The sequence below is a fragment of the Dactylosporangium cerinum genome, assembly GCF_042653625.1.
Lineage (GTDB): Bacteria > Actinomycetota > Actinomycetes > Mycobacteriales > Micromonosporaceae > Dactylosporangium > Dactylosporangium cerinum.
On the sequence record NZ_JBHSIU010000054.1, the window covers coordinates 140,149 to 163,771 of the forward strand.

Annotated in this window: 22 protein-coding genes and 1 pseudogene; 12 read left to right on the forward strand and 11 right to left on the reverse strand. The window is 73.2% G+C overall.

What is annotated here, in order from left to right; genetic code table 11:
* Nucleotides 1–11: 11 nt before the first annotated feature.
* Complete coding sequence (locus ACFPIJ_RS38550; RefSeq protein ID WP_380122928.1) at nucleotides 12–1,082, forward strand: CapA family protein; 1,071 nt, start codon at nucleotides 12–14, stop codon at nucleotides 1,080–1,082.
* Nucleotides 1,083–1,325: 243 nt separating this feature from the next.
* Nucleotides 1,326–1,925 carry a hypothetical protein gene (locus tag ACFPIJ_RS38555; protein ID WP_380122930.1) on the forward strand — a complete coding sequence of 200 codons (600 nt, stop codon included), beginning with the start codon at nucleotides 1,326–1,328 and terminating at the stop codon, nucleotides 1,923–1,925.
* Nucleotides 1,926–1,944: 19 nt separating this feature from the next.
* Here ACFPIJ_RS38555 and ACFPIJ_RS38560 read toward each other — a convergent pair whose 3' ends face one another.
* The 4 genes from ACFPIJ_RS38560 to ACFPIJ_RS38575 form a co-directional block, all read right to left on the reverse strand.
* Complete coding sequence (locus ACFPIJ_RS38560) at nucleotides 1,945–4,404, reverse strand: FtsX-like permease family protein (RefSeq protein WP_380122932.1); 2,460 nt, start codon at nucleotides 4,402–4,404, stop codon at nucleotides 1,945–1,947.
* Complete coding sequence (locus ACFPIJ_RS38565) at nucleotides 4,401–5,126, reverse strand: ABC transporter ATP-binding protein (protein WP_380122933.1); 726 nt, start codon at nucleotides 5,124–5,126, stop codon at nucleotides 4,401–4,403. Before ACFPIJ_RS38565 ends, ACFPIJ_RS38560 begins: the two co-directional genes overlap by 4 nt.
* A complete protein-coding gene (locus ACFPIJ_RS38570; RefSeq protein WP_380122935.1) occupies nucleotides 5,123–5,704 on the reverse strand; it encodes a PadR family transcriptional regulator in 582 nt (193 codons plus the stop codon). The genes ACFPIJ_RS38565 and ACFPIJ_RS38570 overlap by 4 nt, the downstream gene beginning before the upstream one ends.
* Nucleotides 5,705–5,792: 88 nt before the next feature.
* Entirely contained in the window at nucleotides 5,793–9,437 is a 3,645-nt protein-coding gene (locus tag ACFPIJ_RS38575; protein ID WP_380122937.1) for an NACHT domain-containing protein, read from the reverse strand.
* Nucleotides 9,438–9,507: 70 nt separating this feature from the next.
* On the opposite strand from ACFPIJ_RS38575, the gene ACFPIJ_RS38580 reads away from it, so the two are divergent.
* Nucleotides 9,508–9,942 (forward strand): VOC family protein, encoded by a 435-nt coding sequence (locus tag ACFPIJ_RS38580; protein WP_380122939.1) that lies wholly within the window; start codon nucleotides 9,508–9,510, stop codon nucleotides 9,940–9,942.
* Nucleotides 9,943–9,953: 11 nt separating this feature from the next.
* Here the strand turns inward: ACFPIJ_RS38580 and ACFPIJ_RS38585 are convergent, their stop codons facing one another.
* Complete coding sequence (locus ACFPIJ_RS38585) at nucleotides 9,954–10,784, reverse strand: helix-turn-helix transcriptional regulator (RefSeq protein WP_380122940.1); 831 nt, start codon at nucleotides 10,782–10,784, stop codon at nucleotides 9,954–9,956.
* 101 nt (nucleotides 10,785–10,885) lie between these two features.
* Here ACFPIJ_RS38585 and ACFPIJ_RS38590 point away from each other — a divergent pair, with 101 nt between their 5' ends.
* Nucleotides 10,886–11,404 (forward strand): hypothetical protein, encoded by a 519-nt coding sequence (locus ACFPIJ_RS38590; RefSeq protein ID WP_380122942.1) that lies wholly within the window; start codon nucleotides 10,886–10,888, stop codon nucleotides 11,402–11,404.
* Here the strand turns inward: ACFPIJ_RS38590 and ACFPIJ_RS38595 are convergent.
* Nucleotides 11,362–13,350 carry a sensor histidine kinase gene (locus ACFPIJ_RS38595; protein ID WP_380122944.1) on the reverse strand — a complete coding sequence of 663 codons (1,989 nt, stop codon included), beginning with the start codon at nucleotides 13,348–13,350 and terminating at the stop codon, nucleotides 11,362–11,364. The two genes, ACFPIJ_RS38590 and ACFPIJ_RS38595, sit on opposite strands and share 43 nt — an antisense overlap.
* A gap of 8 nt (nucleotides 13,351–13,358) precedes the next feature.
* Nucleotides 13,359–13,967: a D-alanyl-D-alanine carboxypeptidase family protein gene (locus ACFPIJ_RS38600; RefSeq protein ID WP_380122946.1), complete on the reverse strand. Its 609-nt coding sequence runs from the start codon at nucleotides 13,965–13,967 to the stop codon at nucleotides 13,359–13,361.
* A gap of 154 nt (nucleotides 13,968–14,121) precedes the next feature.
* On the opposite strand from ACFPIJ_RS38600, the gene ACFPIJ_RS38605 reads away from it, so the two are divergent.
* Nucleotides 14,122–15,240, forward strand: coding sequence for a hypothetical protein (locus ACFPIJ_RS38605; RefSeq protein ID WP_380122947.1), 1,119 nt, complete (start codon nucleotides 14,122–14,124; stop codon nucleotides 15,238–15,240).
* A gap of 28 nt (nucleotides 15,241–15,268) precedes the next feature.
* Nucleotides 15,269–16,507: a putative bifunctional diguanylate cyclase/phosphodiesterase gene (locus tag ACFPIJ_RS38610; protein ID WP_380123708.1), complete on the forward strand. Its 1,239-nt coding sequence runs from the start codon at nucleotides 15,269–15,271 to the stop codon at nucleotides 16,505–16,507.
* Here ACFPIJ_RS38610 and ACFPIJ_RS38615 read toward each other — a convergent pair.
* The gene (locus tag ACFPIJ_RS38615) at nucleotides 16,496–17,425 is read right to left on the reverse strand and encodes an NADP-dependent oxidoreductase (protein ID WP_380122949.1); all 930 of its coding nucleotides are present in this window, start codon (nucleotides 17,423–17,425) and stop codon (nucleotides 16,496–16,498) included. The two genes, ACFPIJ_RS38610 and ACFPIJ_RS38615, sit on opposite strands and share 12 nt — an antisense overlap.
* 49 nt (nucleotides 17,426–17,474) lie before the next feature.
* Here ACFPIJ_RS38615 and ACFPIJ_RS38620 point away from each other — a divergent pair, with 49 nt between their 5' ends.
* A complete protein-coding gene (locus ACFPIJ_RS38620; RefSeq protein ID WP_380122951.1) occupies nucleotides 17,475–18,086 on the forward strand; it encodes a TetR/AcrR family transcriptional regulator in 612 nt (203 codons plus the stop codon).
* 2 nt (nucleotides 18,087–18,088) lie between these two features.
* On the opposite strand, the gene ACFPIJ_RS38625 is transcribed toward ACFPIJ_RS38620, so the two are convergent.
* A complete protein-coding gene (locus ACFPIJ_RS38625; RefSeq protein ID WP_380122953.1) occupies nucleotides 18,089–18,496 on the reverse strand; it encodes a DUF1622 domain-containing protein in 408 nt (135 codons plus the stop codon).
* A gap of 148 nt (nucleotides 18,497–18,644) precedes the next feature.
* Between ACFPIJ_RS38625 and ACFPIJ_RS38630 the strand changes: the two genes are divergently transcribed.
* From ACFPIJ_RS38630 to ACFPIJ_RS38650, 5 genes are all read left to right on the forward strand, one after another.
* Nucleotides 18,645–19,298 carry a hypothetical protein gene (locus ACFPIJ_RS38630; RefSeq protein WP_380122955.1) on the forward strand — a complete coding sequence of 218 codons (654 nt, stop codon included), beginning with the start codon at nucleotides 18,645–18,647 and terminating at the stop codon, nucleotides 19,296–19,298.
* Nucleotides 19,299–19,465: 167 nt separating this feature from the next.
* Entirely contained in the window at nucleotides 19,466–20,590 is a 1,125-nt protein-coding gene (locus ACFPIJ_RS38635) for a SigB/SigF/SigG family RNA polymerase sigma factor (protein ID WP_380122957.1), read from the forward strand.
* A gap of 131 nt (nucleotides 20,591–20,721) precedes the next feature.
* Entirely contained in the window at nucleotides 20,722–21,477 is a 756-nt protein-coding gene (locus tag ACFPIJ_RS38640; RefSeq protein ID WP_380122958.1) for an ATP-binding protein, read from the forward strand.
* A 48-nt stretch (nucleotides 21,478–21,525) separates the two neighbouring features.
* The gene (locus ACFPIJ_RS38645; RefSeq protein WP_380122960.1) at nucleotides 21,526–22,218 is read left to right on the forward strand and encodes a hypothetical protein; all 693 of its coding nucleotides are present in this window, start codon (nucleotides 21,526–21,528) and stop codon (nucleotides 22,216–22,218) included.
* Nucleotides 22,166–22,474 carry a response regulator gene (locus tag ACFPIJ_RS38650; protein WP_380123743.1) on the forward strand — a complete coding sequence of 103 codons (309 nt, stop codon included), beginning with the start codon at nucleotides 22,166–22,168 and terminating at the stop codon, nucleotides 22,472–22,474. The genes ACFPIJ_RS38645 and ACFPIJ_RS38650 overlap by 53 nt, the downstream gene beginning before the upstream one ends.
* Before the next feature lie 317 nt (nucleotides 22,475–22,791).
* Here the strand turns inward: ACFPIJ_RS38650 and ACFPIJ_RS38655 are convergent.
* Nucleotides 22,792–22,866: pseudogene (locus tag ACFPIJ_RS38655) on the reverse strand (hypothetical protein); the annotation flags it as partial.
* Nucleotides 22,851–23,582, reverse strand: coding sequence for a chemotaxis protein CheB (locus tag ACFPIJ_RS38660; RefSeq protein ID WP_380122962.1), 732 nt, complete (start codon nucleotides 23,580–23,582; stop codon nucleotides 22,851–22,853). The pseudogene ACFPIJ_RS38655 and the gene ACFPIJ_RS38660, both read right to left, overlap by 16 nt.
* Nucleotides 23,583–23,623: the final 41 nt, after the last annotated feature.

A 23,623-nucleotide genomic window follows, 5' to 3' on the forward strand; every position in this document is an offset into this window, starting at 1 on the left:
CCCTATGCGCTGTGAAGGCGCGATGGGTCCTGGTGGCGGCGGTGGCCGTGCTGCTCTCCGGCTGCGACGCGGGCCCGCCGGCGGCGCGGTCGTCGCCGTCGTCGGCGCCCTTGCCCGCCGCTTCGCCGTCGCCGTCGGCGTCGCCCTCACCGGCGGCGGAGGTTGCGTTGACGCTGGCGTTCGGGGGTGACGTGCACTTCACCGAGCGGACCGCGGCGCTGCTGAAGAACCCGGCGACCGCGTTCGGTCCCCTTGCCGGTGAGCTGTCGGCCGCCGATCTCGCCGTCGTCAACCTGGAGACCGCGGTCACCACCCGCGGCACGCCCGAGCCGAAGGAGTTCCACTTCCGGGCGCCCCAGTCGGCGTACGAGGCGGTCAAGGCCGCCGGCGTCGACGCCGTGTCGATCGCGAACAACCACGCGCTCGACTACGGCCGGGTCGGGTTCGCGGACACCCTGGACGGCGCGGCCGCCGCCGGAGTGCCGGTCTTCGGCGGTGGCCGCACGATCGACGAGGCGTACGCCCCGCTGATCCTGACCGTGCGCGGCGTGCGGGTGGCGATCGTCGGTTTCAGCCAGATCCACACCCTCGCCGAGAGCTGGAAGGCCGGGCCGACCACGTCGGGGATCGCCCTCGCCTGGGACGTGCCGCGCGCCGTCGCCGCGGTGAAGGCCGCCCGTGACCGCGCCGACCTGGTGGTCGTGTTCAACCACTGGGGCACCGAAACCGACTCCTGCCCGAACGCCAACCAGAAGTCGTTCGCCGCCGCCCTCGCCGACGCCGGCGCCGACATGATCATCGGCGCGCACGCACACGTCCTGCAGGGCGACGGCTGGCTCGGCCGCACGTACGTCGCCTACGGCCTGGGCAACTTCGTCTGGTACGTCGGCTCGGCCGACACCGGCGTGCTGAAGGTCCGGGTCCGCGGCCGCTCCGTCGTCGGCGCCGACCTCGTCCCGGCGGTGGTGTCCGGCACCGGCCAGCCGAAGCCGGTCACCGGCGCCGCCGCCACGGCCCTGCTCAAACGCTTCACGGACCTGCGCCGCTGTACAGGTCTGGCCCCCGCCCCGCCGCAGCCATGACCATTCCCAAGGTGTACGTCCCGACCGCGGGCGAACTCGGAATGCCGGAACGACGAGACGCACACCCCGGACTGCGACATACCCGGACACCGGATGCGAAAACAGACCTTGGTTCCATCTCGCGTGTGCGAAGACGGGATCCGCTGACCGCGACATGACAGGCCGTTGACAGCCTGTACACAGGAAGCCACCGCACGCTCATTCCAGTTGGGCAACATGATCCACTCTGGAAGGAACACCGACGTGCGTCGTCTTACGAAGATCAGCCTTGCCGCCGCCGGCACCGCCGCCGCGGGTGCCCTCATGTTCGGCATCCCGGCGTATGCGGCGACCGCCGCGCCGGCACCATCGGCGAGCAGTTCCGCTCCGGCCGGACACGGTGGCCGGGAGAGGGGCACGGCGGTGACCGGTGACGAACTGGCCAAGGTGACCGCGGCCATGCGGGCCAAGGACTCGTCAGTGACCGTGACCGGCGTGCGCAAGGAGCCCGACGGCTCCTACGACGTGTTCGGCACCAAGGACGGCGCGAGGATCGCGTACGACGTCAGCGCCGACCTGAAGACGTTCACCGCGAAGACCGGCAAGGGCGGCGGCCGGGAGCGGGGCACCGCGGTGACCGGTGACGAGCTGGCCAAGGTGACCGCAGCCATGCAGGCGAAAGACTCGTCGGTGACGGTGACCGGCGTGCACAAGGAGCCCGACGGCTCCTACGACGTGCACGGCACCAAGGACGGCGCCAAGGTCGCGTACGACCTCAGCGCCGACCTGAAGACGCTCACCGCACACACCGGGAAGGGCGGCCACGGGCCGAAACCGGCCGCCAGCAGTGCGGCCACGAAATAGCCCGTGGGCCCGGCCCGGTTCAGTCCTGTGGCTGGCGGGCGATCGCGCGTGCCTCCCGCCCGCTGAGCAGCCAGCCGCCCAGGTACGCCACGACCGGCAGCCCGACCAGGATCGCGGCGAGGTTCAGCAGCGGCGGGTGCGCCAGCCAGTGCGCCTCCCGGTGATACCAGGCCAGCAACGCCAGATACGCGCAGGCGGTGCCGATGACCGCGCCGCACAGGGCCAGGGCCCCGGCCGTCGCGGCGGTGAGGGTGCGCCGGGTGCCCCGCCGGGCCCCGGCCGCGGTCAGGGTGCGCAGGTCGCGCGCCGTCTCGCTGCGGATCAGCCCGACGGTCATGGCGAGCACGCCGAGCGCGACCGCGATGCCGGCGGCCGTGAACCCGAGCGCCAGCCGGGCCTGGTCGACGCCGGTGGGGCGGGACTCGACGTTGAGCCCGGCGGCCAGGGCGGTCTGCACCACCTTGTCGATCTGCGCCGTGGTCAGTGCGGCGGGTGCGTCGATGATCCAGCCGACCGGCATCGTGGTCAGGTTGAGCTCGGTGACGCCGTGCGTGGTGATCAGGGCGTTGGGCAGCGAGGTGTAGCTGGGCAGGGTCACGTGCTGCAGGGTCGGTTGCCAGTTGCGGTCGCGGCCGGGGATCAGGTCGTACCCGTTGATGTCGGCCCGAGGGGTGAGCAGGTCGGCGTCGGGTTTGACGCTCGCCGGGTCGATGCCGTAGCGGGCCAGCAGCTCCGGGGTCGCGACGAACATCGGCAGCGAGTCGCGGCTGCTGTGCATGACCCGCCCGTCCGGTCCGGTGCTGGGCCTGGCCAGCACCATCGGTGCCTTGCCGCCGCGTTCGAGCGGCTGCTTGTCGTCGAGGGCGGCGGTCAGCGGCAGCACCGAGTTGGTGTTCAGCGCGGCGGCGATCGCGTCGACCTGTTGCCGCATCGTGTCGAGCTGGGCGGGGGTGACGATCGGTACCGGCCCGAAGGTCCGTTCCTGCGCGAGCCAGACGATGATCTGGTCGGCCGGCAGGTTGCCGCCGCCAGGTTCGGCCGCTTTCGCCGCGGTGACGGCGGTGCTCAGGGCGACGACCGCGGCGATGCCGACGGCGAGGGCGATTGCGGCGAGGGCGGCGCTGGACCGGGACCGGTAGCGGGCCAGGTCGCGCATTGCCAGGCGCGGTGCCAGGGGCGCGCGGCGGGCGAGCCGCCCGACGGCGGCGACACCGACCGGGGCGAGCAGGAGCATCGCGATCGCCGTGGCCAGGACGCCGCCGATGATGTACCACGGCTTCGTCTGCTCCGACCAGTACAGTGCGCCCATCCCGGCGACCAGCAGCACCGCACCGAGGGCCGCGAACCGGCGCGCCGGGCGGGGTGGTGCCGGCCGGGCGGACAGTGCCGCGACGACCGGGACACGGGCGGCGGCGCGGGCCGGCCACCAGGCGGCGGCGACCGCCGTGCCGGTCGCCAGCAGGACCGCGACGAGCAGCGGCGTCCAGGGCAGGTTGAACCGGTCGATGCGGTGGCCGAGCGGCGTCTCCAGCGCGGGGCTCACGGCGACCCATCCGGCGACCCCCGCTATCGCGCCGGTGAGCGCGCCGACCCCGCCGATGGCGAGGCCGTTGGCGAGCAGCACCAGCCGGATGTGCCGGTGGCTGGCCCCGATCGCGCCGAGCATGCCGAGCGCGCGGAGCCGCCGCTGGGCCATCACGGTGAACCCGGCGACCGCCAGCAGCCCGACGAACACCAGGCCGATCGTGGCGAGCACGAGCACTGCCGCGCTGGAGCCCTCCTCGGCGGCGTCGCGTTCCTGCACGGAGATGCCGGACAGCCGCGGCCGCTCGGCAAACGCCGTCTCGGACGCCTTGATGAGCACGTCGATGTGGTCGGGTTCGGCGATCTGCCCGGGTGCCAGGAGGGCGAACGCCTCGTTCAGGTTCAGCGGGTTCTCCACCATGCCGACGACCGCGCGCTGCGTGCCGCCCTGGTCCCAGGTGCTGCCGACCCGCAGCTTGAAGATCGTGGCGACCCGGGTCGACACGGCGATCTCGGCCGGGCCCTGCGGCCAGTGGCCATCGTTGAGCCGGAGCATCGGCTGCCCGTAGGCGCCCTTGGGGTCCTGGGCGCGCAGGTCGACACCGTTCGCCGAGCCGGGCACGGGGATGCGTTTCGCATGCGCGATCACGTCGATGGTGGCGAACGCGCCGCGCAGCTGGGCGAGGTCCGTGTCGAGCCGGCTGCCGGAGCTGCTCAGCGTCACGATGTAGTTGGCGTTGCCGAAGACGACGGCCTGCGACGGGGCGTTGGCGCCGATGCCGAGGCCGAAGGTGGTGGCCGCGACCGCGACCAGCAGCAGGGCCAGGACGATCGACTGCTGGCGCCACTCACGGCGGAACAGCCGCCAGGCCCAGCGCACCACGGCGCGGCGGGCCGGCATCCCGCCGTGGCCGGTGCCGAGCACCAGCGGCGGGTCCTCCAGCGCGACGCTCACCGGGCCGGCTCCTCGGCGAGGAGCGAGTCCGGACCCGGGCGGGGCGCGGTGCGGTCGACAACCCGGCCGTCGCGGATGAACACGACCCGGTCGGCCCAGGACGCCAGCTGCGCGTCGTGGGTCACCACCACCGCGCCGACGCCGGTCTTGCAGGCGCTGAGGATCAGCCGCATCACGGCCTCCCCGTTGACGGAGTCGAGCGCGCCGGTCGGCTCGTCCGCGAGGAGCAGCCGGTGCTCACCGACGATGGCCCGGGCGATCGCCACCCGCTGGCGTTCGCCGCCGGACAGCTGGTCCGGGAACCGCGACGCGCGGTGCCCGAGGTCCAGCTCCTCCAGCGCGCGCAGCCCGGCGGCGCGGGCCTTGCCGGCGGACATCCCGTCCAGCTCCAGCGGCAGCGCCACGTTCTCCGCGGCGGTGAGACCGGGCAGCAGGTTGAAGTCCTGGAAGACGTAGCCGATGGCACGTCGCCGCAGCCGGGCCCGGTCGTCGCGGGACATGGTCGTGACCGGGTGCCCGGCGACGAGGACCTCGCCGGCCGTCGGGGTCTCCAGGGCTCCGGCAATGGTCAGCAGCGTGCTCTTGCCCGAACCACTGGGCCCCATGACGGCGACCATCTTGCCCGGCTCGACCGTCAGGTCCACCTCGCGCAGCGCGTGCACCTCGTCGGCGCCGTCCAGGTAGGTCTTCGACACCCCGCGCAGCTCCAGCACCCCGCTCATCGGCGCACTCCAGCCCTGCGGCGCAGCGGCGGCAGCGCCGCCGGCGCGGCGGCGGGCGGCTCGACCGCGGCCCGCTTGAGCCGGCCGTCGGCGGTGTCCAGCCAGCGCACCACGGCGTCGAGGCGGAACAGCTCGGCGTCCACGACGAGGGCCAGGCTGAGGTCGAGGTCGCCCTCCTCCTCCTTGAGCCGGGTCCACTGCTGCATCAGCTCGACCAGGTAACGCCGGTGCGACTGGATGACCTCGTGCACGTCGACGCCCGGCACCCGGACCGCGACCAGGATCTTGATGACCAGCTCGTCGCGCGGCGGCGCCGACAGGTCCGGCGGCGTGCGCAGCCAGCCGGCCAGCTCCTCGGCACCCTCGGCCGTGATCCGGAACCCCTTCTGCGGTCCCGGCTCGGCGTCGTCGCCGGACTCGACGAAACCGTCCCGCTCCAGTCGCTGCAGGGTGGTGTACACCTGGCCGACGTTGAGCGGCCACACCTCGCCGGTGCGCGCCTCGAACTCCTCACGCAGCTGCAGACCGTACTTCGGCCCCTCGCTCAGCAGCGCCAACAGCGCATGCCGGACGCTCACGACGTCACCACACTCGATATCATGCTCCGTATAATACTCAGTATAGTGCGACTGTCCAGGCCGCCCGCTCGAACGTTTCGGGGCACTGTTATGCCGTCAACTTCAACATCAGGAGGCCGCGGAAGATACGGTCCGGCAGGGGTTGCAGCTGGCGATCCGTGCTGTTGAGGAGCGCGCCGGCCGTCCTTGAGGGCTCGGCACCGAGGTAGTGGCAGCCGTCTTTGCGGCAGCCGGAGGAGCTTGCTGGAGGGTTGACTGTCCTGCAGTGGAGACACGTCCAGCCCGGTCTCGGTTGGCTGGCCGCCTCGGCGAGAATGGCATCGACATCGGGAAAGGATGTCGACGCGATTCGCTCGAGGGCGCTGATGCGAACCCACCCGTCGGGATCGTCGAGCAGCCTTCGGAAGTCGTCTCGGAGCAGTGTCCCCGCGAACGGCTCGATCAGGTTCGCTGCGACGGCCCGCAGCACCGGGTCGTCGCTGTCGACCCAGCAGTCCGGTTCAGGCCCTTGCCCGAACGAGCCCAAGGTGTACGCAGCGAGCCGTTGATGCTCCGGGCTGACCGCCATCGACGGGAGGGCTGCACGAAGCCAGGGTGCGGCCAGGTGCGCGACCGGCGCGTCCCAGAGTGACCTCGCGGCAAACGCGGCCTGGGCCCGCCCGAGCGTCAGCAGGTGTAGGAGCAGAACGACGGCCTCCTCGGGTTGGTCAACCGCGGCCCACTCGGGTTCGGTGCGTCCGCTGGCGTCGCCGGTCAGGCCGTAGCAAGGGGCGTTGCCGCCCCAGATCTCGATTCGCTTGAGGAGCACCCGTGCCTGTGCCGCAAGCATGCTGCTGTCGAACCCATAGAGTGCGACGCCGACCTCGGTGAGTTTCCGCAGCACTCCATCCGGCTCGCGGAGCAGATGGACGGCGCCGAGGTCGGTCAGCTTGAGGGTCTCCAGGAAATCCGCGAGAGCATCGAGTCTGGTGGCCTGAGCGCGGCTCAGCCGCGTTGGCTCGGCTTCAGCCAACATCCTTACGACACGCGTGTCCTCGTAGGCATCCGCATCAAGCAGCAAGGGCTGCTCCGAGACGCCGATTCGTCGTCCGAGCGCATCCCGGACCGCTGCCGCCTCCGCCTCGAAGCCCCGTTCTCCAAGTGATTCGATGAGCCGCTCGGCCAGATTGCGCGGCGCATCGAGGCCCCGTTCAACAACGAGCGCGGTGGCCGCGCCGACCCGGCCGAGCATGGCTTCGGCCGCGGCGACCTGCGTCGAGACAAGCGCCTCGTCGACGCCGGCGAAGCGCGCGTCGAAGCCGGTGGAGTCGCGCTCGGGCGGACGCTCCGGCAGGTTCCGTAGCTTCACGACATCGAGCAACACCCCGGGGTCGTTCACGAGAATGTCCTGAGCGACGAACCGCAGGTCGAGGGCCGCCCGAGCCAACAGGGCGTGGTCGGCGCTGTGGGAGCGTGCTGCGCGTTCCGCGGAGTCGCGGAGGCGCCCGGGCAGCGGCAGTTTCAGCAGTGCCCGCCAGCTCAACCAGGACTCGCGCGTGCCGGCGGCAGCGTCATTGATCAACGCCTCGCACAGGGTGTGCATGGACCGGTCATCCAGACTCGCCCCCTCGGCGTGAGCGCGGACGGCGGCGTGGACCAACTCCCGGTCGGCCGGTGATCGCCGCACCGCGGCGATCACCGCGGACGCGGCGTCGCTGCTCAGCGCCGCCGCGAGGACGAGTGGCTCCGCCTGCCCGCCCTGAACGCGCGCCTCAACCCAGGCGCTGACCTCGTCCGGACGGTCAACCATGCGCAGCGCATCTCCGATTTCGGCGAACAGGGCGAGCCGGGGTTCGATGACCGCGTCCGCACCCGACATGACGAAGATGCCGCTCTCGTCGAAGAGATGGACGGCGTCATGGGCCGCCGCTGCCGCATCTCCCGGGCTCAGGGCCCAGTGTTCCCCGAGCTCGCGGGCAACGGTCCGGACGGCCACCGCCAGCGACACGCGGCCGTTGTTGTTCAGGACGGCGGCCGCTTCGGCGTTGAACGCGTGCAGGAAGGCCGACCGCGCCGATCTGCCGCCGAGCAGGCCGTCGGCTCGACCCCTGCTCCGCTCGACCTCGTGGCGAGCGATGAGATCACGGACCATTGCGGCCAGCACCTCGGCCCGCCCGGTGGGCAGTGCGTCCCGTGACCGTTCGATGGCCAGGACGGTCAGCAGGACCGGGATGAGCGGGGTCTGCCGGAGCACTGCGGCCTGGTCCAGGACCTGGTTGACCCATTCGACGCGTTCGGAGACCCACCTGTCCGTGAGCCGGTCCGCCGGTCCGTTCTCGCCGGCCGCGCGCAACACTGCGCGCACCACTGTGTCGATCGACCTGGGCGGTTTCAACGCCACGCTCGGCCAGCCGAGCGTCGCCGCCTGCCCGTAAGCAACGTCGCGGGTCGCGAGGACGACAGCCACATCCGGCGAGACGTCCGCAAGCAGTGTCTGGAGCTCCCCGACCACGATGCCGCGGTCCTCATAGGTTTCGTCCAGGGCGTCCAGGAGCAGGACGATCGACCCGCTGTCGAGGCGCCGTTCGATCTCCCGGCGCAACAAGGGGCGATCCTCGGCCCGGTCGCCGCGGACCGCGACGGCAACCAGGCGGTCGCGGAAGCTGAGCCGTCGGTCCCAGGCGTTGACGTCACGCAGTGATACACACAGCGGCAGCAAATCGTCCGGCAGTTTGCAGAGCTGAGCCGCGAGCCTCCGCATCGCGGTCGACTTGCCGCCGCCCGGAAGCCCGGTGAGCACCATCCGGACCCGGCGGAGGAAGGCCCAGACCAGGCCACCCTGCTGGTTGCCACCGATCCCGACCTCCACCTTGGCGTCAGCATCCTCGATGGAGAACGGAGCGATCTCAGCCCCAACCGCGCGGAGATCGAGCAGCGTCCCGGCGCGGACGAGACGTTGCTTGTACCGATCCACGGCCGACAGGCTCCGTTGCAGATCGGCGGCAGGCGTCGCGCCGGACGTCCCGACCTCGACATCTTCGCCTCGCAGCGCCGAAAGCCAGCCTTCCAGGTCGTAACCACCCCGCCGCCGAGCGGCCTGTCCGGCCACGCCCATCAGCGACGTCCAAGCTTGATGCGCGCCTTGCGCCCCCTTCCCGGCCACGAACTCCCGCAGGCAGGCGATCGCCTGGAGCGCTCCTGTCTCGTGCGGCTCCTCAACCGCGAGCTCCCAGATCACGGCACACTGCAACACGAGCTCACGCTGCTGCGGGCTCAGCCCACCCAGGTACGCCTCGACCTTGCTGAGCTGCTTCCCCTCTTCGACAGTGGGCGCTCCGGAGACCGGCATCCGGCGCCGGTTCAGCACGCGCTGCAGGCTCCGCATCGGACCCGACAGGTCACCGGCCACGATCACGAGCCGGTCGGTCCTCGGGTCCAGCGGCATCCGCGCGGCCGCTATCCACTGGGCGACCGCCTTCTTCAGCACGGCGTCGTGCCGCAGAGTGCGCTTCGCCTGGAGGAACGCCCGCCAGCCGGACGTGAAGTCGATGCGGATGTCGTCAACCGCATCGTCGGTTTCCAGAATTACCGCACCGACAGTGGCATGAGCCCGAGGCACTTCCAGGCCCACGACCGGCACCCCGGCCAGTCCGTGCGCGACGACGTAGGCCGCGACGCCACGCCGATACTCGACGCCCGCATCGCCCGACGCTCCCGCGAGACTTCCTCTCGCCGCCCGACCCGTAACTGCCACGGCAGACAGCGTAGACATCGAAACAGGCAAGCTCGACCATCCCGTGCAGCACCGTGTATACAGATGACTCATGACCGTCGTGTGGGGAATCACCGTCGACTGTGCCGATCCGAAGCGGCTGGCCGCGTTCTGGCGCGCGGCTCTCGGATACGTGGACGCTCCGGTGCCCGAGGGCTTCGCCACCTGGGAGGAGTGGCTGATCCGGTGGGAGGTGCCAGAGGAGGAGTGGAACGACGGCGCCAACCTGGTCGACCCCGACGGCGTCCGGCCCAGCCTGTCGTTCCTGAAGGTGCCCGAGCCGAAGGTGGTCAAGAACCGGCTGCACATCGACCTCAAGGCCGGCGGCCGGGACCAGCCGCAGGACGTGCGGTGGCCGCAGGTGGCCGCGACGGTCCAGCGGGTCCTCGACGCGGGCGCCACCGTGGTGCAGGAGGTGGCCGTCGGCGGCGTCCCCAGTCACGTCATCATGGCCGATCCGGAAGGCAACGAGTTCTGCGTCGTCTGACGCCGGCAGGCCTACGGCTCCGCCGCGGCCGGACCGACAACCGCCAGGAGTGCGAGCTTGCTGTCGGCGTCGCTGCCGGGCTCGGCGGAGTACACGACGATGCGCAGGTCGCCGCGGCTGGTCGTCAGGATGTCGCAGTCCAGGTCGATCGGGCCGACCTCGGGATGCATGACGGTCTTGCGGGACGGCCCGTGCTCGGCGACCTCATGGCGCTGCCACAGGTCCCGGAAGCGGTCGCTGCGGGTGAGCAGGCGGGCGACGAGCGCGCGCAGGTCGGGGTCGTCGGGGTACCGGCCGGCGGTGCGCCGCAGGTCGGCGACCATGGACCCGTCGAAGTTCGGATCCGGCGGGTGGCGGGTCGTGCCGGCGGTGAAGGCGCGCCACAGCGTGTTGCGCTCCGCCTCGGGCAGCGCCGCAGGGTCACCGACGAGCGCCGCCCAGGTGCGGTTCCACAGCAGCGGAGTCCACATCGCGTCGAAGATGGCGACGGGCCGGTCGTCGGTGCGCTCCACGAGCCGCCGGATGCTGGCAGGCACCAGCCGGCTGATCCGGCCGCCGCCGGTGGCGTGCCCGGCCAGGTGCAGCAGGTGCTCCTGTTCGGTGTCGTCGAGCTGCAGCGCCCTGGCGAGCGCGGCGCACACCTGCGGCGACGGCGCCGAGGCCCGGCCCTGCTCCAACCGCACGATGTAGTCCGCGGACACCCCGGCGAGGACGGCGAGCTCCTCGCGCCGCAGCCCGCTGGTGCGCCGGACGGCGTGCGCCGGCAGGCCGGCCGCGCGGGGTGACAGCCGCCCGCGCCAGACCCGCAGCACCGCGGCCAGCTCCCCGGATTCGCCGCTCATGCCCCCATCGTGCCAGCCCACGCTCCGGGCAGCCTGGTACCGCCGATACCAGGAAGCGGCACGCCTGGACCGGGCCGAAGGTGCGCCACACACTCGGCGTCATGCCCGAACCCCGCTTCAGAACCCTGGCCCTGCTGCCCATCGTGCTCTTCATCCCGTCGCTGGTGTCCTTCGCCATCTCCGAACCCGGCGTCGTGTGGCCGGAGTACAGCGGCGTCTTCTTCCACCTCGCGATCCTGTTCCTGGTCGCCCGGATGGACGCTCCCGCATGGGCGAAGGCCGCCGGCTACAGCTGGATCGCCCTGGACGTGCTCACCGGCATACTGTCGATCAACGACGTGCCGTACGAGATCACCTGGCCGGTGCGCCTGGGCGGGCACGTGTTCGCCGGCCTGTGGATCGCCGTCAGCTCCGTGCACGCCAGGTCGGTGGCGATCCGCGTCGTGGGTGTCCTGACCGGTGTGTGGCTCGGCGCGTTCTCGTTCGTCGCCGACGTCGCCCCGGAGGAGGCCCTCTACCCGGCCGGCCTGCTCATCGTCGTGTGGTTCGGGTTGTTGTCCGTCCGGTACGAGCAGGATCAGCGTTTGCGGGGGACCCAGAACTCGACCTCGGTGCCCTGACCGGGGCGGCTGTGGATGTCGATGGTGCCGCCCAGGTCGGTGACCCGGCCGCGGATGGACTGCGCGACGCCGAGGCGGCCCTCGCCGGCCGCTTCGGCCAGGCGGGCCGGGTCGAAGCCGACCCCGTTGTCCCGGACCGTGACCCGCACCCCCTCGCCCTCGTCCTCCAGCAGCACCCAGGCCCGCGCGTCCGGGCCGGCGTGGCGGCGCACGTTGTCCAGGGCCGCTTCGACCACGGCCGTCACCTCGCTCGCCGCGGGTTGCGGCAGTGGCACCGGATCGGCGGGCGCCGCCACTTCGACGGTGGCCGAGGCGAGCGCGGTCAGGGTCGTGCGCAGGTCGTCGGACGCCGGTTGCTTGTTGCCGGGCGGGGTGGGCGCGCCGCCGCTGAGCAGGCTGCGCAGCGCCACCTCCTGCTCGCCGGCGAGGGCAGCCAGCTGGGAGCCGGTGCCGCCGAGTTCGGCGCCGTGCCGCTGGACGAGGGCGAGGACCTGCAGCACGCCGTCGTGGATGGGGCGGGCCAGGCGGTTGCGTTCCGCCTCGGCGGCCTCGCGGCGGATCTGCTCGGCGAGGCGGCGTTCGGCCCGCCGGTTGGCCCACTGCCGGGCCAGGCCCAGCCCGCCGACCGCGGCCGCGGCGACGAGCAGCAGCCAGATGGAGACGTCGAGGTCCGCGACGCGACCGTAGCCGGACCAGATCGCGGTGCCGCGCGGGTTGGTGCCGTTCACGGTCTGCAGCCCGCCGATCGCCAGCATGCCGGCCAGTGGGCCGAGGGCGGCCGGCACCACCCCCGCGGGGGTCAGCGCGGTCGCGGTCGCGCCGACGACGGCGGTCGCCGCGGCCGTGACGACCACCGCGAGCAGCACTCCCGGGATGACGCTCTCCTGCTCCGCGAGCTTCCCCGGCTGGCCGCTCGTGGCGACGGAGACGATGATCAGTGCCACCGCGGCGGTCACCGTGACCGCGGCACTGAGCGGATAGCGCCAGCGGCTGCCGGCGAGCGTCGCGCCGAGGGCCAGCCCGGCGAGCACGGCGACCCACGACGCCGGACCCAGCCGCAGCGACGCCAGCGCCAGCAGCATCGGGGCGACGGCGGCGACCTGCACGGCCGCGACGGTCAGCGCGCCGCCGAGGGACCACGGCCCGGTCATCGCGGCCAGCACGGCCACGATGCCCAGCGCGATCGCGCCGATGACCGCCGACTGGGCGTACTGGTGGCGGTTCAGGGAGCTCTCCGACACGCCGATGAGCACCGAGAGCCGATCGCTGGTCAGCTGCCCCAGCGGCCAGGTGAGCGCGATCGCCAGCCCGCCGGCGACGACGAGCCGCCACCGCTGGCCCCGGCTCCCGCCGGCCGGAAGCACCGCGGCGTCGCCCCGGCGCAGCAGCCAGCCCGCCGGGACGGTGCCGGCCAGCGCGGCGACGGCCAGGCCGGCGAACCAGTCCAGGCCGCCGCCCCGGCCGGCTCCGAACCCGTACTCCAGCGCGGACGCCGAACCGATCATGGCGGCGCCGATGCACGACCCGGCGACGACGGCGCCGAGCCGGACCTCACCGCACCGGATCAGCGACTGGGCGGCGGCGAACACGCCGATGACGACGAGCGGCCGCACGGCGAGCAGCACCGAGCCGAACCACTCGGGGGTCGTCACACCGGCGACGCCGCACAGCAGCGCGGTCAGCGTGAGCAGCGCCGCGGCCGACAGCAGCCAGGGCCACCGCCGGATCGCGAGCAGCCCGGCGACCACGGCGACGACCGGCGCGCCGACCGCGACGGCGGCGTCCACCGCCCCGGACACGCCGACCGGCCGGCCCTGCAGCGGCACGTCGAGCAGCAGCGGCATGATGCCGCGTCCGCGCAACGGCACCGCCAGCAGGACCGCGGCGGCCAGCGCGGCGGTCACGGTGGCGGCGCGCAGCGCGGGCGTCGTGGTCGGCTCCTCCATGCGAACGATCATCGCCGATCCGCTCCGGCGGTGCTCATTCGAGGGGTGCCGGCGAGCACGAGGCCGGAGTGCGGCAGGCGGACCGGGCGGCCGTCCGGGCGGTACTCGAAGTGCCACCACTCGTTGTCGTACGTGCGGTAGAGGCCGTGCCGGCCGCCGTGCCGCTCCAGCCAGCGGGCACCCTCGCTCGGGCGCACGTCCAGGGCGGTGCCGGCGACGTGCCGGGACGCGTGCGGCGGCAGCACCCGCCGGGTCGCCGCCGCGACCGACCCCTCGTCCGCCACCGCCTGCCGGAACAGCCGGGCCTGCTCGAGGGGGTCGCGGTAGCCGGACGTCAGCCCGATCAGCTCACCGTCGCGCCACAGTGCCTCGGCCCGGGCGGCCTCGAACGCCGCCCGGGTCGCCCCCGTCAGCCCGGCGAGGTCCTCGGCCGGGAACCGCGCCGCGAGCGCCCACTGGCACGCCGTGTGCCTGGCCCGCCCGGGCGCGGCCACCCACGCCGCCGGGATCAGCGCGACCGCGAGCGTCCGGGTGATCCGCCGGTACACCCCGTCGCGCCGCCGGATGGGCGCGGTGCGGGCGGGGCCGGTGCTACGTCCGGTGATCGCGTGCGGCATGCAAGGACGATGCCAACCGCGCGGCCCCGCGGTCCTGAGTCGGGTTACCCATCTCGGGTAGGTACCGCCACTCAGACCCGTCCGGGTGCGAGAACGCCCGTTTCGCACCTGAGCGGGCGCTCATGGCGGGCCGGCGGGGGCCGATAGTGCGGCCATGAGCGCCTCGCCACCCACCAGCCGCCCGACCGGTGGTGTGGTGGCACCGCTGCGGGTGACCGGCCCGCTCGCCGTGTCCGCGGCCCTGGTGGTCCTGTCGGCGCTGTGGTTCGGCGTCGGTCTGGTGTACCAGCCACCGGCGCTGCTGGGCTGGTCCGCGCTGCTGGTGAGCATCCCCGTCGCCGCGGTCAGCTCGTGGCGGGCCGGCGGCGCACCGGGCGGGGACCAGGCGCGCACGTTCTGGCGCCACGTCAGCGTCGGGCTGGTGCTGGTCGGGTGCGGCGCGATGAGCAACGCCCGCGACAACCTCATCGGCACCGACCGCAACCAGCACGTCAGCGGATTCACCTCGGCCGTCTACCTCAGCGGCCTGCTGGTCATGATGATCGGGCTGCTGCGCATCCCCGGGACGCGCCGCACCGGCGGCGCGTGGACCCGGTTCGGCCTCGACATCGCCACGGTCATCGTCACCACGCTCACGTTCGCGTGGCATCTGGTGTACCCGCGGTGGGAGACGTGGTTCGCCGGCAGTGCCGGGGACACATGGTCCGCGCTCACCGTCGTCGGCGGCGGCTTCATCTGCGTCTTCGCGTTCATCAAGGTCGCGTTCACCGGGACCGGCCCGATCGACCGGCGGGCGCTGCACCTGCTCGCGCTCACCGGCGCCGTCGGCGCGGGCGGCGGGTCCCTCGCGCCGCTGCTGGCGTCCCGGCCGCACCTCAACACCGCCCACCTGATCCTGCCGGCGGCCTGCCTGGTGCTGTGCCTGGCCGCCGACCGGCAGCTGCGGGCCGCGTCCCTCGCGCCCGTCCCCGATCGGCTGCCGGGCCGCAAACTGAGCACCATGCCCTACGCCGCGGTCGTGGCCACCGGCGGGCTGCTGCTGCTGTCGTCGATCCAGGACTCCCCCGGACAACGTCGTCGTCGCGGTCGCCGCGATCACCGTCACCGTGCTCGTCGCCGCCCGGCAGATCATCGCGCTGCGCGACAACGCGGCCCTGCTGCAGCAGCTCGACGCGCGGCTGCAGGACAACGCCCGGCTGGTCAAGCAGCTGGACTCGCGGGTCCGCGACCTGCACTCGTACCAGCGCAAACTCGCACACCAGGCCAGCCATGACGCGCTCACGGGGCTGGCGAACCGCACCGTGTTCGCCGACGCCACCACCGCGGCGCTGGCGACCGGCGAGCTCGCGGTCAGCGTCGCGGTCATCGACCTCGACAACTTCAAGGGCATCAACGACGAGCTCGGCCACGCCGTCGGCGACGCCCTGCTCCAGGCGGTCGGCGAGGTCCTCACCGCGCACGTCCCGGCCGGCAGCACCGTCGCCCGGCTCGGCGGCGACGAGTACGCGCTGCTGCTGCACGGCACCGACCAGGCCGCACACGAACGGACCCTGAACACCATCACCACGTCGCTGCGCCTGCCGCAGCACTGCGCCGGGCACGACCTCGTCGTGGAGGCCAGCATCGGCCTCGCCGCGGCCCGCCCCGGCGACACAGCGGCGGAACTGCTGCGCCGCGCCGACGTGGCCATGTACGAGGCGAAGAACCAGGGCAAGGGCCGCTGGAGCAGCTACAGGCCGGCCATGGACCAGCGCGGCGCCGAGCAGGCCCGCATCGCCGGCGACCTGCGCACCGCGCTGGACACCGGGCAGCTGCACCTGGTGTACCAGCCGATCGTCGACATCACCGACGGCAGCCTGTATGGCGTGGAGGCCCTCATCCGCTGGAACCATCCGGACCGTGGACCGATCCCGCCGGTCGACTTCATCCCCGCCGCCGAACGCACCGGCCCCATCGTCCCGCTCGGCGCCTGGATCCTCGCCGAGGCGTGCGGCCAGGCCGTCCGGTGGCGGCGCGAACTCGGCGCGGCCGCTCCGGAGACCGTCAGCGTCAACGTGTCGGCCCGGCAGCTGCGCGAGGCCGGGTTCGCCGCCGAGGTCGCCGCGATCCTGCGCCGCACCGGCCTGCCGGCCCGGCACCTGACCGTCGAGGTCACCGAGACCGCGGTGTTCGACGGCGGCGCCGCCCTGCAGGAACTCCACGCGCTCAAGGCCCTCGGGGTCACCGTCGCCCTCGACGACTTCGGCACCGGGCACTCGTCGCTGGGGTTGCTGCGCACCTGCCCGGTGGACCTGCTGAAGGTCGACAAGTCCTTCGTCGACACCGTCACCCACGGCGGTGAGCACGCCGTCATCGCCGCCGCGCCCATCGACATCAGCAACGGCCTGCACCTGCGCGCCGTCGCCGAGGGCGTCGAGACCGCGGAGCAGGCGGCCGAACTGCGCCGGCTCGGCTACCGCTACGCCCAGGGGTACCACTACGCCCGCCCGTTGCTCCCGGACGCCCTCGCGCTGCGCCAGGCCCCCGTTTCAGTGCATTAGGACGATCTTGCCGGGGGCGTGGCGGCGCTCGGCGAGGTCGTGCGCGGCGGCGGCCTCGGTGAGCGGGAACGCCGCCGCGACCGGCACCCGCAGCCGGCCCTGCGCGGCGAGCCCGACCGCGATCTCCAGGCCGTGCACGGCGAGGGGGTCCCCGGCGGTGCCGGCCGGGGCACTGCGCGAGAAGTGGACACCGTGGGCGGCGGCCGCGAAGTCCGCGATCGTCACCACGCGGGCCGGGTCGCCGGCGATCGCGATCAGGTCGGGCAGGGCACCCCGGGCGCAGTCGAACACCGCGTCCACGCCCTGCGGTGCCAGCGCGCGGACCCGTTCGACCAGGCCCGGGCCGTAGGTCGTCGGCGTCGCGCCCAGGGAGCGCAGGACGTCGTGGTTGCGTTCGGCGGCGGTGCCGATGACGGTGGCGCCGCGGGCGGTCGCGAGCTGGACGGCGACGGCGCCGACCCCACCGGCCGCGCCCTGCACGAGCACCGTGTGCCCGGCGCCGACCTTGAGCCGGTCCAGGACCCGGGTGCCGGTCTCGACGGTGCCGGCGGCGCCGCCGGCCTCCGCCCAGCTCCACCCGGCCGGTTTGGGCGCCCAGGCGGTGAGGACCGCGGCGTCGGCGTTGGCGGCCCGGGAGGTCATGCCGGTCATGCCGAACACCGCGTCGCCGATGGCGACACCGGTGACGCCGGCGCCGATCTCGTCGACGACGCCGGCCGCGTCGAACCCGGTCCGGTAGGGAAACGTCACGGGCACCAGGTCCCGCAGCGTCCCGGCGCGGATGAGGGTCTCCCCCACCGACAGCCCGGAGGCCCGCACCGCGACGCGGATCGTGCCGGGCCCGGCGTGCGGCGCCTCGACCTCCGCGACGTGCACCACGCCGGGCGGCCCGTACTCGCTGAACTGCACAGCTCTCATGGCCTGGACCGTAACGGAGCACCCCGTCCGTTTGGCTAAAGTGAGAGCGGTGACGGATCAAGTGAGTCTCCGCTCCGACGCGCGCGACAACCGCTCGCGCATCCTCGCCGCCGCCCGCCTCGCCTTCGCCACGGAGGGGCTCGACGTGCCGCTGCGGGAGATCGCGCGACGCGCGCAGGTCGGCGTCGCGACCCTGTACCGGCGGTTCCCGACGAAGGAGGCGCTGCTGGCCGAGGCCTTCGCCGAGCAGATGGCGCTCTGCTCGAGCGTCGTGCGGGAGGGCCTGGCGGCGGACGATCCGTGGGACGGGTTCCGCCACGTCATCGAGCGGCTGATGGAGGTGCACGCCCTCGACCGCGGGTTCGCCCGGGCGTTCACGTCGCCGCCGTCGCCGTATCTCACCGCCGACCGCGACACGACGCTGCGCCTGCTGCTCGAGCTGATCCGGCGGGCCCAGGCGGCCGGCGCGCTGCGGGCGGACTTCGTGCTGGAGGACGTGGTCCTCGCGCTGATGGCGAACGACGGCATCCGGGCCGAGTCGCCACCGCTGCGGATCGCCGCGACGCGACGCTTCGCGGCCCTGATGCTCCAGTCGTTTCAGGCGGACCCGGTCCGGGCGCCGCTGCCCCCACCCGTCCGCCTGCCGCTACCGGCCCGCTGAGGTCAGCCGCCGTCGGCCGATGCCTCGCGGGCCCTGGTGGTGGCCCGGGCGATGTTCACCGCACCGCTGGTCAGCGCGCGGCGCCACGGCAGTGCGCCGTCGATCTCCACCTGCAGCGAGAAGCTCAGGAACGTCCGGATGAGCACGATGAGGCCGAGCACCGCGACGTTCTGCGTGGTCGGCGCGACCGCCACCGTGCGGATCAGGTCCGCGGCGACGAGCACCTCGAGGCTGAGCAGCAGCACGCCGCCGAAGCTCTCCCGCAGCGCCTGATACGCCGGCCGCCCACCGGCGGACCGCCACGTCCGCAGGGCCAGCCCCACCGACCAGAGCAGCCCGACCACCAGGACCCCGGCGCCCAACGCGTCGAATCCCTGCGCCGCGTGTTCCATCAGCTCGGTGAACGTCATGCGGCTCTCCCACCCGTTGATCGAGCCGAACGTACCAGCCTCGGAACGGCCGGCGGTCCTCGTCGCCGGACTCGCAGCCCCGACGGGCTCACGGGTCCGCGCCGGTTGTGGAAGCATGGCGGGACCGCGTGAGCGTCCAGGAGGCCCGATGACCGTCACCGCCGACGACCTGGATTCGGCGCTGGCCGCGCTGGACGCGACGCTGGGGCCGGTCACCGGCAGGGACTGGTCGACCCGCGCGGGCTCGCTGGAGTGGGACTGCTGGCACACCGCCGAGCACATCGGCGACGGGCTCATGTCCTACGCCGCCCAGCTCGTGACCCGGCCGGCCACGCGCTACGTGCGTTTCCTGGCCAACGCGGACGCCGACGCCACCGCAGCGGAGGTGCTGGAGTTCGCGCTCACCGGCGGTGGCATCCTCGTCGCCGCCGTGCGGGTCGCGCCCGCGCACGTGCGTGCCTATCACCCGTCCGGGATGGCCGACCCGGAAGGGTTCGCCGCGATGGGGTGCGTCGAGGCGCTCCTGCACGGCCACGACATCGCCGAGGGCCTCGGCGTGGAGCTCGCCGCGCCCAGGGACGTCTGCGGCAGGGTGCTCACCCGGCTGTTCCCGGACACCCCGGCCACACTGGACGGACTGGACCCGTGGGCCGTGCTGCTGTGGTCCGCCGGACGGCTCGACCTGCCCGGGCATCCACGTCGCGAGCAATGGCGCTGGCGCGGCGCTCCGCTCAGAGACGGCGTCGGCGTCGGCGTCGGCGCGTCGCGGTCAGCTACTGCCACCGTCACTGAACGGGAGTAAATGTGTGGCCCGGGTCACATCCCTGGGGATGTGACCCGCCGCCAGCCGTTCCGGCGGTGAGTGCACGGACCGCACTGGAACATGGCCACCCCCTTGGGAAAGAGCACCGGGTGACGCCGGACGCGGGATGCGTGCTCCGCCGCTGAGCAGGCCCAGGAGGAGAAGGCATGGATCTCACCGTCACGGTGTCGACGCACGAGGACGGCGGTCTGGTCGAGCTGACCGGCGCGCTGGACTTCGCCGGCGCGCCCTTCGTGCGGCACGTGGTGTTCGAGCTCTTCGACGACGGGCGGCACCACGTCACCGTGGACGCCTCCAGGCTCCGCCTGCTCGACGCCGGCGCCATCAGGGCGCTGCTCTACCTGCACCGCCGGGCCGAACAGCTCGGCGGCGGGCTGCACGTGGCCGGCGCGACCGGGGCGGTGCTCACCGCCCTGGAGATCACCGGCGTCGCGAAGAAGGTACGGGCCTACGACGAGCTCGACTGGCCCGCGACCGGTCGCGCCCGGCGCGTCGTGCCGCTGGACGACCCGCCCGCAGCGCACGGGCTGTGGCCGGTCGAGGTGACGGACCTGCTCAGCCGCCTGCACCGGCTCGCACCGGACGACCCGGGCCGGGTCCGGCTGCGGGAGGACATCATCGAGCGGTGCCTGCCGTCCGCGTACCGGCTGGCCCGCCGCTTCCACAGCGACTCGATCAACGACCTGCTGCAGGTCGCCGCGCTGGGTCTGGTCAAGGCGGTCGACGGATTCGACGCCGTGCGTGGCGTCGAGTTCGGCACCTACGCCACGCCGACCGTCATCGGGGAGATCAAGCGGCACTTCCGCGACCGCAACGCCGGCATCCGGCTCCCCCGCCGCCTGCAGGAGCTCCGGCTCGCCGCCAACCGGGCCCGCGACGACCTCACGCAGACGCTCGGGCACGCGCCGAGCGTCCCGGAACTCGCCGCGCACCTCGACGTCGACACCGAGCAGATCCTGGAGATGATGGAGTCGACCGGGTCCGCCCGGCCGCTGTCGCTGGACCTGCCCGTCGCCGGCTCCGACGAGCAGACGCTCGGTGACACCGTCGGCGCGGAGGACCCGCGGCTCGACCTCGTCGACGACCGCGCGACGCTGCAGGCGATCATCGCCCGGCTGCCGGAGCGGGAGCAGCGGATCCTGTCACTGCGTTTCTACGCCAACCAGAGCCAGTCGGAGATCGCGCTGGAGGTGGGCCTGTCACAGATGCACGTGTCGCGGCTCCTGCGGCACTCCCTCGACTATCTGCACCGGCACCTGACCGACCGCTAGCCCGGGCCGCACCGTGCGCCGTTGATCGGCGTTTCCAGGGGCAACCCGTGGGTAGGCGACGAACGTCTCGGAAAGGAACGTACCGCCATGGGCACACCCACCACGACGTGGTCGTTGCCAGCGAGCGTGCCGTGACCGTCGAACCGGTGCTCGCCTGCGACCTGGAGCGGGGATTCCCCGTGTCGGTGGTCCGCGCCAACGGCCGGCTCAGCATCGCGTCCGCGCCGATGCTGCGCCGGGCCGTGCTCAAGGCGCTCGCCGACCAGCCGGAGCTGATCCTGCTCGACGTGTCCGGCCTGCGGGCCGAGGACGACCTGGCGCTGACGGCGCTGCCGATGCTGGCCCGGCAGTCCGCCGCCGACGGGATCGCGATGATCGTCACCGGGCCACCCACGGCCCTGCGGCGGCAGCTGGAGGCAATGGCCGTGACCCGCTGGGTGACGGTCGCCGAGTCGCGGGCGTCGGCGCTGGACCTGCACGCCCACGCTCCGGGTCCGCTGCGGGCCGCGCTGCAGCTGCCGGCTCACCCGTCCGCCACCACCGCCGCCCGCCGGCTGGTCGACGACGCCTGCCGGCGCTGGCGGATCACCTACCTGGCGGACATCGCCGGGCTGGTCGTCACCGAGCTCGTCGCGAACAGCGTCCTGCACGCCGGCACCCCGATGCGGCTCCTGCTGTCGCTGCGCGAGCATCACCTGCACGTCTCGGTGCGCGACGGGAGTTCCCGGCTGCCGCGTCCGATGACCGCCGACGAGGACCTCGAATCGGGTCGTGGACTGCTGATCATCGAAGGTCTGGCAGCCGCGTGGGGCAGCGTCGCGGTCGCCGGCGGCAAGGTGGTGTGGGTGACGCTGCAGCGCGCCCGCCAGCCGTCCGACCCGCGGTAGGCCGCACGAGCGAGGTGCCGCCGGGCACCGGTTGCGGACGCTCCGGGCGTGGCACCCAGCGACGCGCCGGTGGTGGCCGCGGAGCTCGCCGCGGCCGAGGACGCGTCGCCGGTCGACGCTGTGGAGACGGTCACCCGGGAGCTGGGACTGGCGCTCGACGCGCTGACGGTCTCCTTCCTGATCGCCGATCTCGGCGGCCGGGCGCTGGTCCGGCTGGCCCACGTGCCGCTCGGTGGTGCCTGCGGCGACGAGGTGGGTCGCCGCCGCGACGACGAGGTCGCCACGATCGTGCCGCTCGACGGTGGAGACCCGGAGCAGGCCCTGCGCATGCAGACCGTGCGGGTGCGGCCCGACGGTGCCACCTGGACGGTGTGGGCGCCGGTGACGGGGCGCGGCGAGGCGATCGGGCTGCTGGAGCTGACACTGCCGGCCGAGCCCGGCCCCCGCGACCTGGCCGAGATCAGCCGGATCGCGCACCTGCTGGGGTTCGTGGTGATCGCGAACCGGCGGCACGGATCTGTTCGAATGGGGGCAGCGCTCCACGCCGTTCAACCTGTCCGCGGAGATCCAGCGCCGGCTGCTGCCGGGCGCGTTCACCTGCGAGGCCGGGGCCTTCACGCTGCCGGGGTGGCTGGAGTCGGCGGCGCGGGTCGGCGGGGACACCTTCGACTACAGCCTCGCCCGACACGTGCTGGACTTCAGCGTCACCGACGCGATGGGCCACGGCGTAGACGCCGATGAGACGCTGCACCGAGGTCAGCTCGAACACCTGCCGCACGATCGGCTGAGCGGCTACGACGTCGTCGCCCGGCTCCGCCACAGTGACCGGCACCGGCACACCCGCATCGTGGCCGTCTCCGGTCACAGCCAGGACGCCGATCGCCGAGCCAGCCGGGCCGCCGGATTCGACGCCCATCTCGCCAAGCCCCTGCAGCTGGAGCAGCTCGACCGCATGCTCGAAACCTGGGCCGCCGCGGCGCCGCCGGCGACCGGTTGAGCAGCTGCTACCGCGCCTCGCCGAGCTCGGCCGGGTGCGCGGCGGTTTCCACCTCGCCCAGGGTCTCCATCACCAGGATCACCCCGACCGCTCCGGCGACCTCGCTGGCCAGCGGGCTGCACACGACCCGCAGGCTCACGGTGCGGCCGCGCCGGGTTCACCGCGGTCATCGGCGGCGCCTGCAGCTGCTGCCCGCCGGTGAGGACATCACGGATCAGGGGACGCAGCTGGCCGGTCGGCAGGCCGATGTCGATGTTGAGGAAGTGCTGGTTGACGGCCTCGTCGGAGCGCAACCCCCACATGTCCTCGGCCCGGCGGTTCCACACCAGGATGTGCATCTCCCGGTTGAGGACGACGACCCCGGCCTGCAGGCTGGTCAGGACGGCGTCCATGAACGAGTTGGTGTCGTTGAGCTGGCTGGTGCGGTCGCGGAGCTTGTCGTTGATGGACTGCAGCTCGTCGTTGGTCGACTGCAGCTCCTCGCGTCCTCCCCGTCCACCCGGGCGTCTCCGGATTGGGAGGCCGGGGCCGGGCCCGACATCCCGTCCAGCAGTTCAGCGAGCACGGCGCCCATCGCGCCCACCGGCATGACGCGTGCCTGCGGAACGAGTTCGGTGGCGTGCGCCGGCATCGAGGGATACAACGCCTCCGCCGGCGCCTGCACCAGGCCGAAGCCGCCGTGCTGCGCGATGGTGGCCAGGCCGAACGCGCCCTCGTCGCGGCTGCCGGACAGCACCACGCCGACGACGCCGCGCCCCCAGGCCCGCGCGGCGGACCGGAACAGCGGGTCGACGGCCGGCCGGTGACCGTTCTCCGTCGGGCCGCGCGACAGCCGCAGGCGGCCGTCCGCCACCAGCACATGGAAGTTCGGCGGTGCGACGTAGACCGTCCCGGCCTCCAACTGGCAGCCGTCGGTCGCGTGCACGACCGGGTGCCGGCCCGCCCGCCGCAGGAGGTGCGGCAGCGCGCTGGTGCCGGACCGAGGGATGTGCAGGACCACGCACACGGCCGCGTCGAGCGTGCCGGGCAGGCCGGCCACGAACGATCGCAGCGCCTCCACCCCGCCGGCTGAGGCACCGACCACGACGAGACCGCGCGGATCACCCACCGCGCCGACCGCTCACAATCGCGGAATCTACGCTCTCCGCG

Coding starts and splice junctions, on each gene's coding strand:
- ACFPIJ_RS38580 (WP_380122939.1), top strand. CDS start 9,508: ATGACCGTCGTGTGGGGAATCACCGTCGACTGTGCCGATCCGAAGCGG.
- ACFPIJ_RS38600 (WP_380122946.1), bottom strand. CDS start 13,967: ATGCCGCACGCGATCACCGGACGTAGCACCGGCCCCGCCCGCACCGCG.
- ACFPIJ_RS38605 (WP_380122947.1), top strand. CDS start 14,122: ATGAGCGCCTCGCCACCCACCAGCCGCCCGACCGGTGGTGTGGTGGCA.
- ACFPIJ_RS38595 (WP_380122944.1), bottom strand. CDS start 13,350: ATGGAGGAGCCGACCACGACGCCCGCGCTGCGCGCCGCCACCGTGACC.
- ACFPIJ_RS38615 (WP_380122949.1), bottom strand. CDS start 17,425: ATGAGAGCTGTGCAGTTCAGCGAGTACGGGCCGCCCGGCGTGGTGCAC.
- ACFPIJ_RS38630 (WP_380122955.1), top strand. CDS start 18,645: ATGACCGTCACCGCCGACGACCTGGATTCGGCGCTGGCCGCGCTGGAC.
- ACFPIJ_RS38585 (WP_380122940.1), bottom strand. CDS start 10,784: ATGAGCGGCGAATCCGGGGAGCTGGCCGCGGTGCTGCGGGTCTGGCGC.
- ACFPIJ_RS38590 (WP_380122942.1), top strand. CDS start 10,886: ATGCCCGAACCCCGCTTCAGAACCCTGGCCCTGCTGCCCATCGTGCTC.
- ACFPIJ_RS38565 (WP_380122933.1), bottom strand. CDS start 5,126: ATGAGCGGGGTGCTGGAGCTGCGCGGGGTGTCGAAGACCTACCTGGAC.
- ACFPIJ_RS38625 (WP_380122953.1), bottom strand. CDS start 18,496: ATGACGTTCACCGAGCTGATGGAACACGCGGCGCAGGGATTCGACGCG.
- ACFPIJ_RS38635 (WP_380122957.1), top strand. CDS start 19,466: ATGGATCTCACCGTCACGGTGTCGACGCACGAGGACGGCGGTCTGGTC.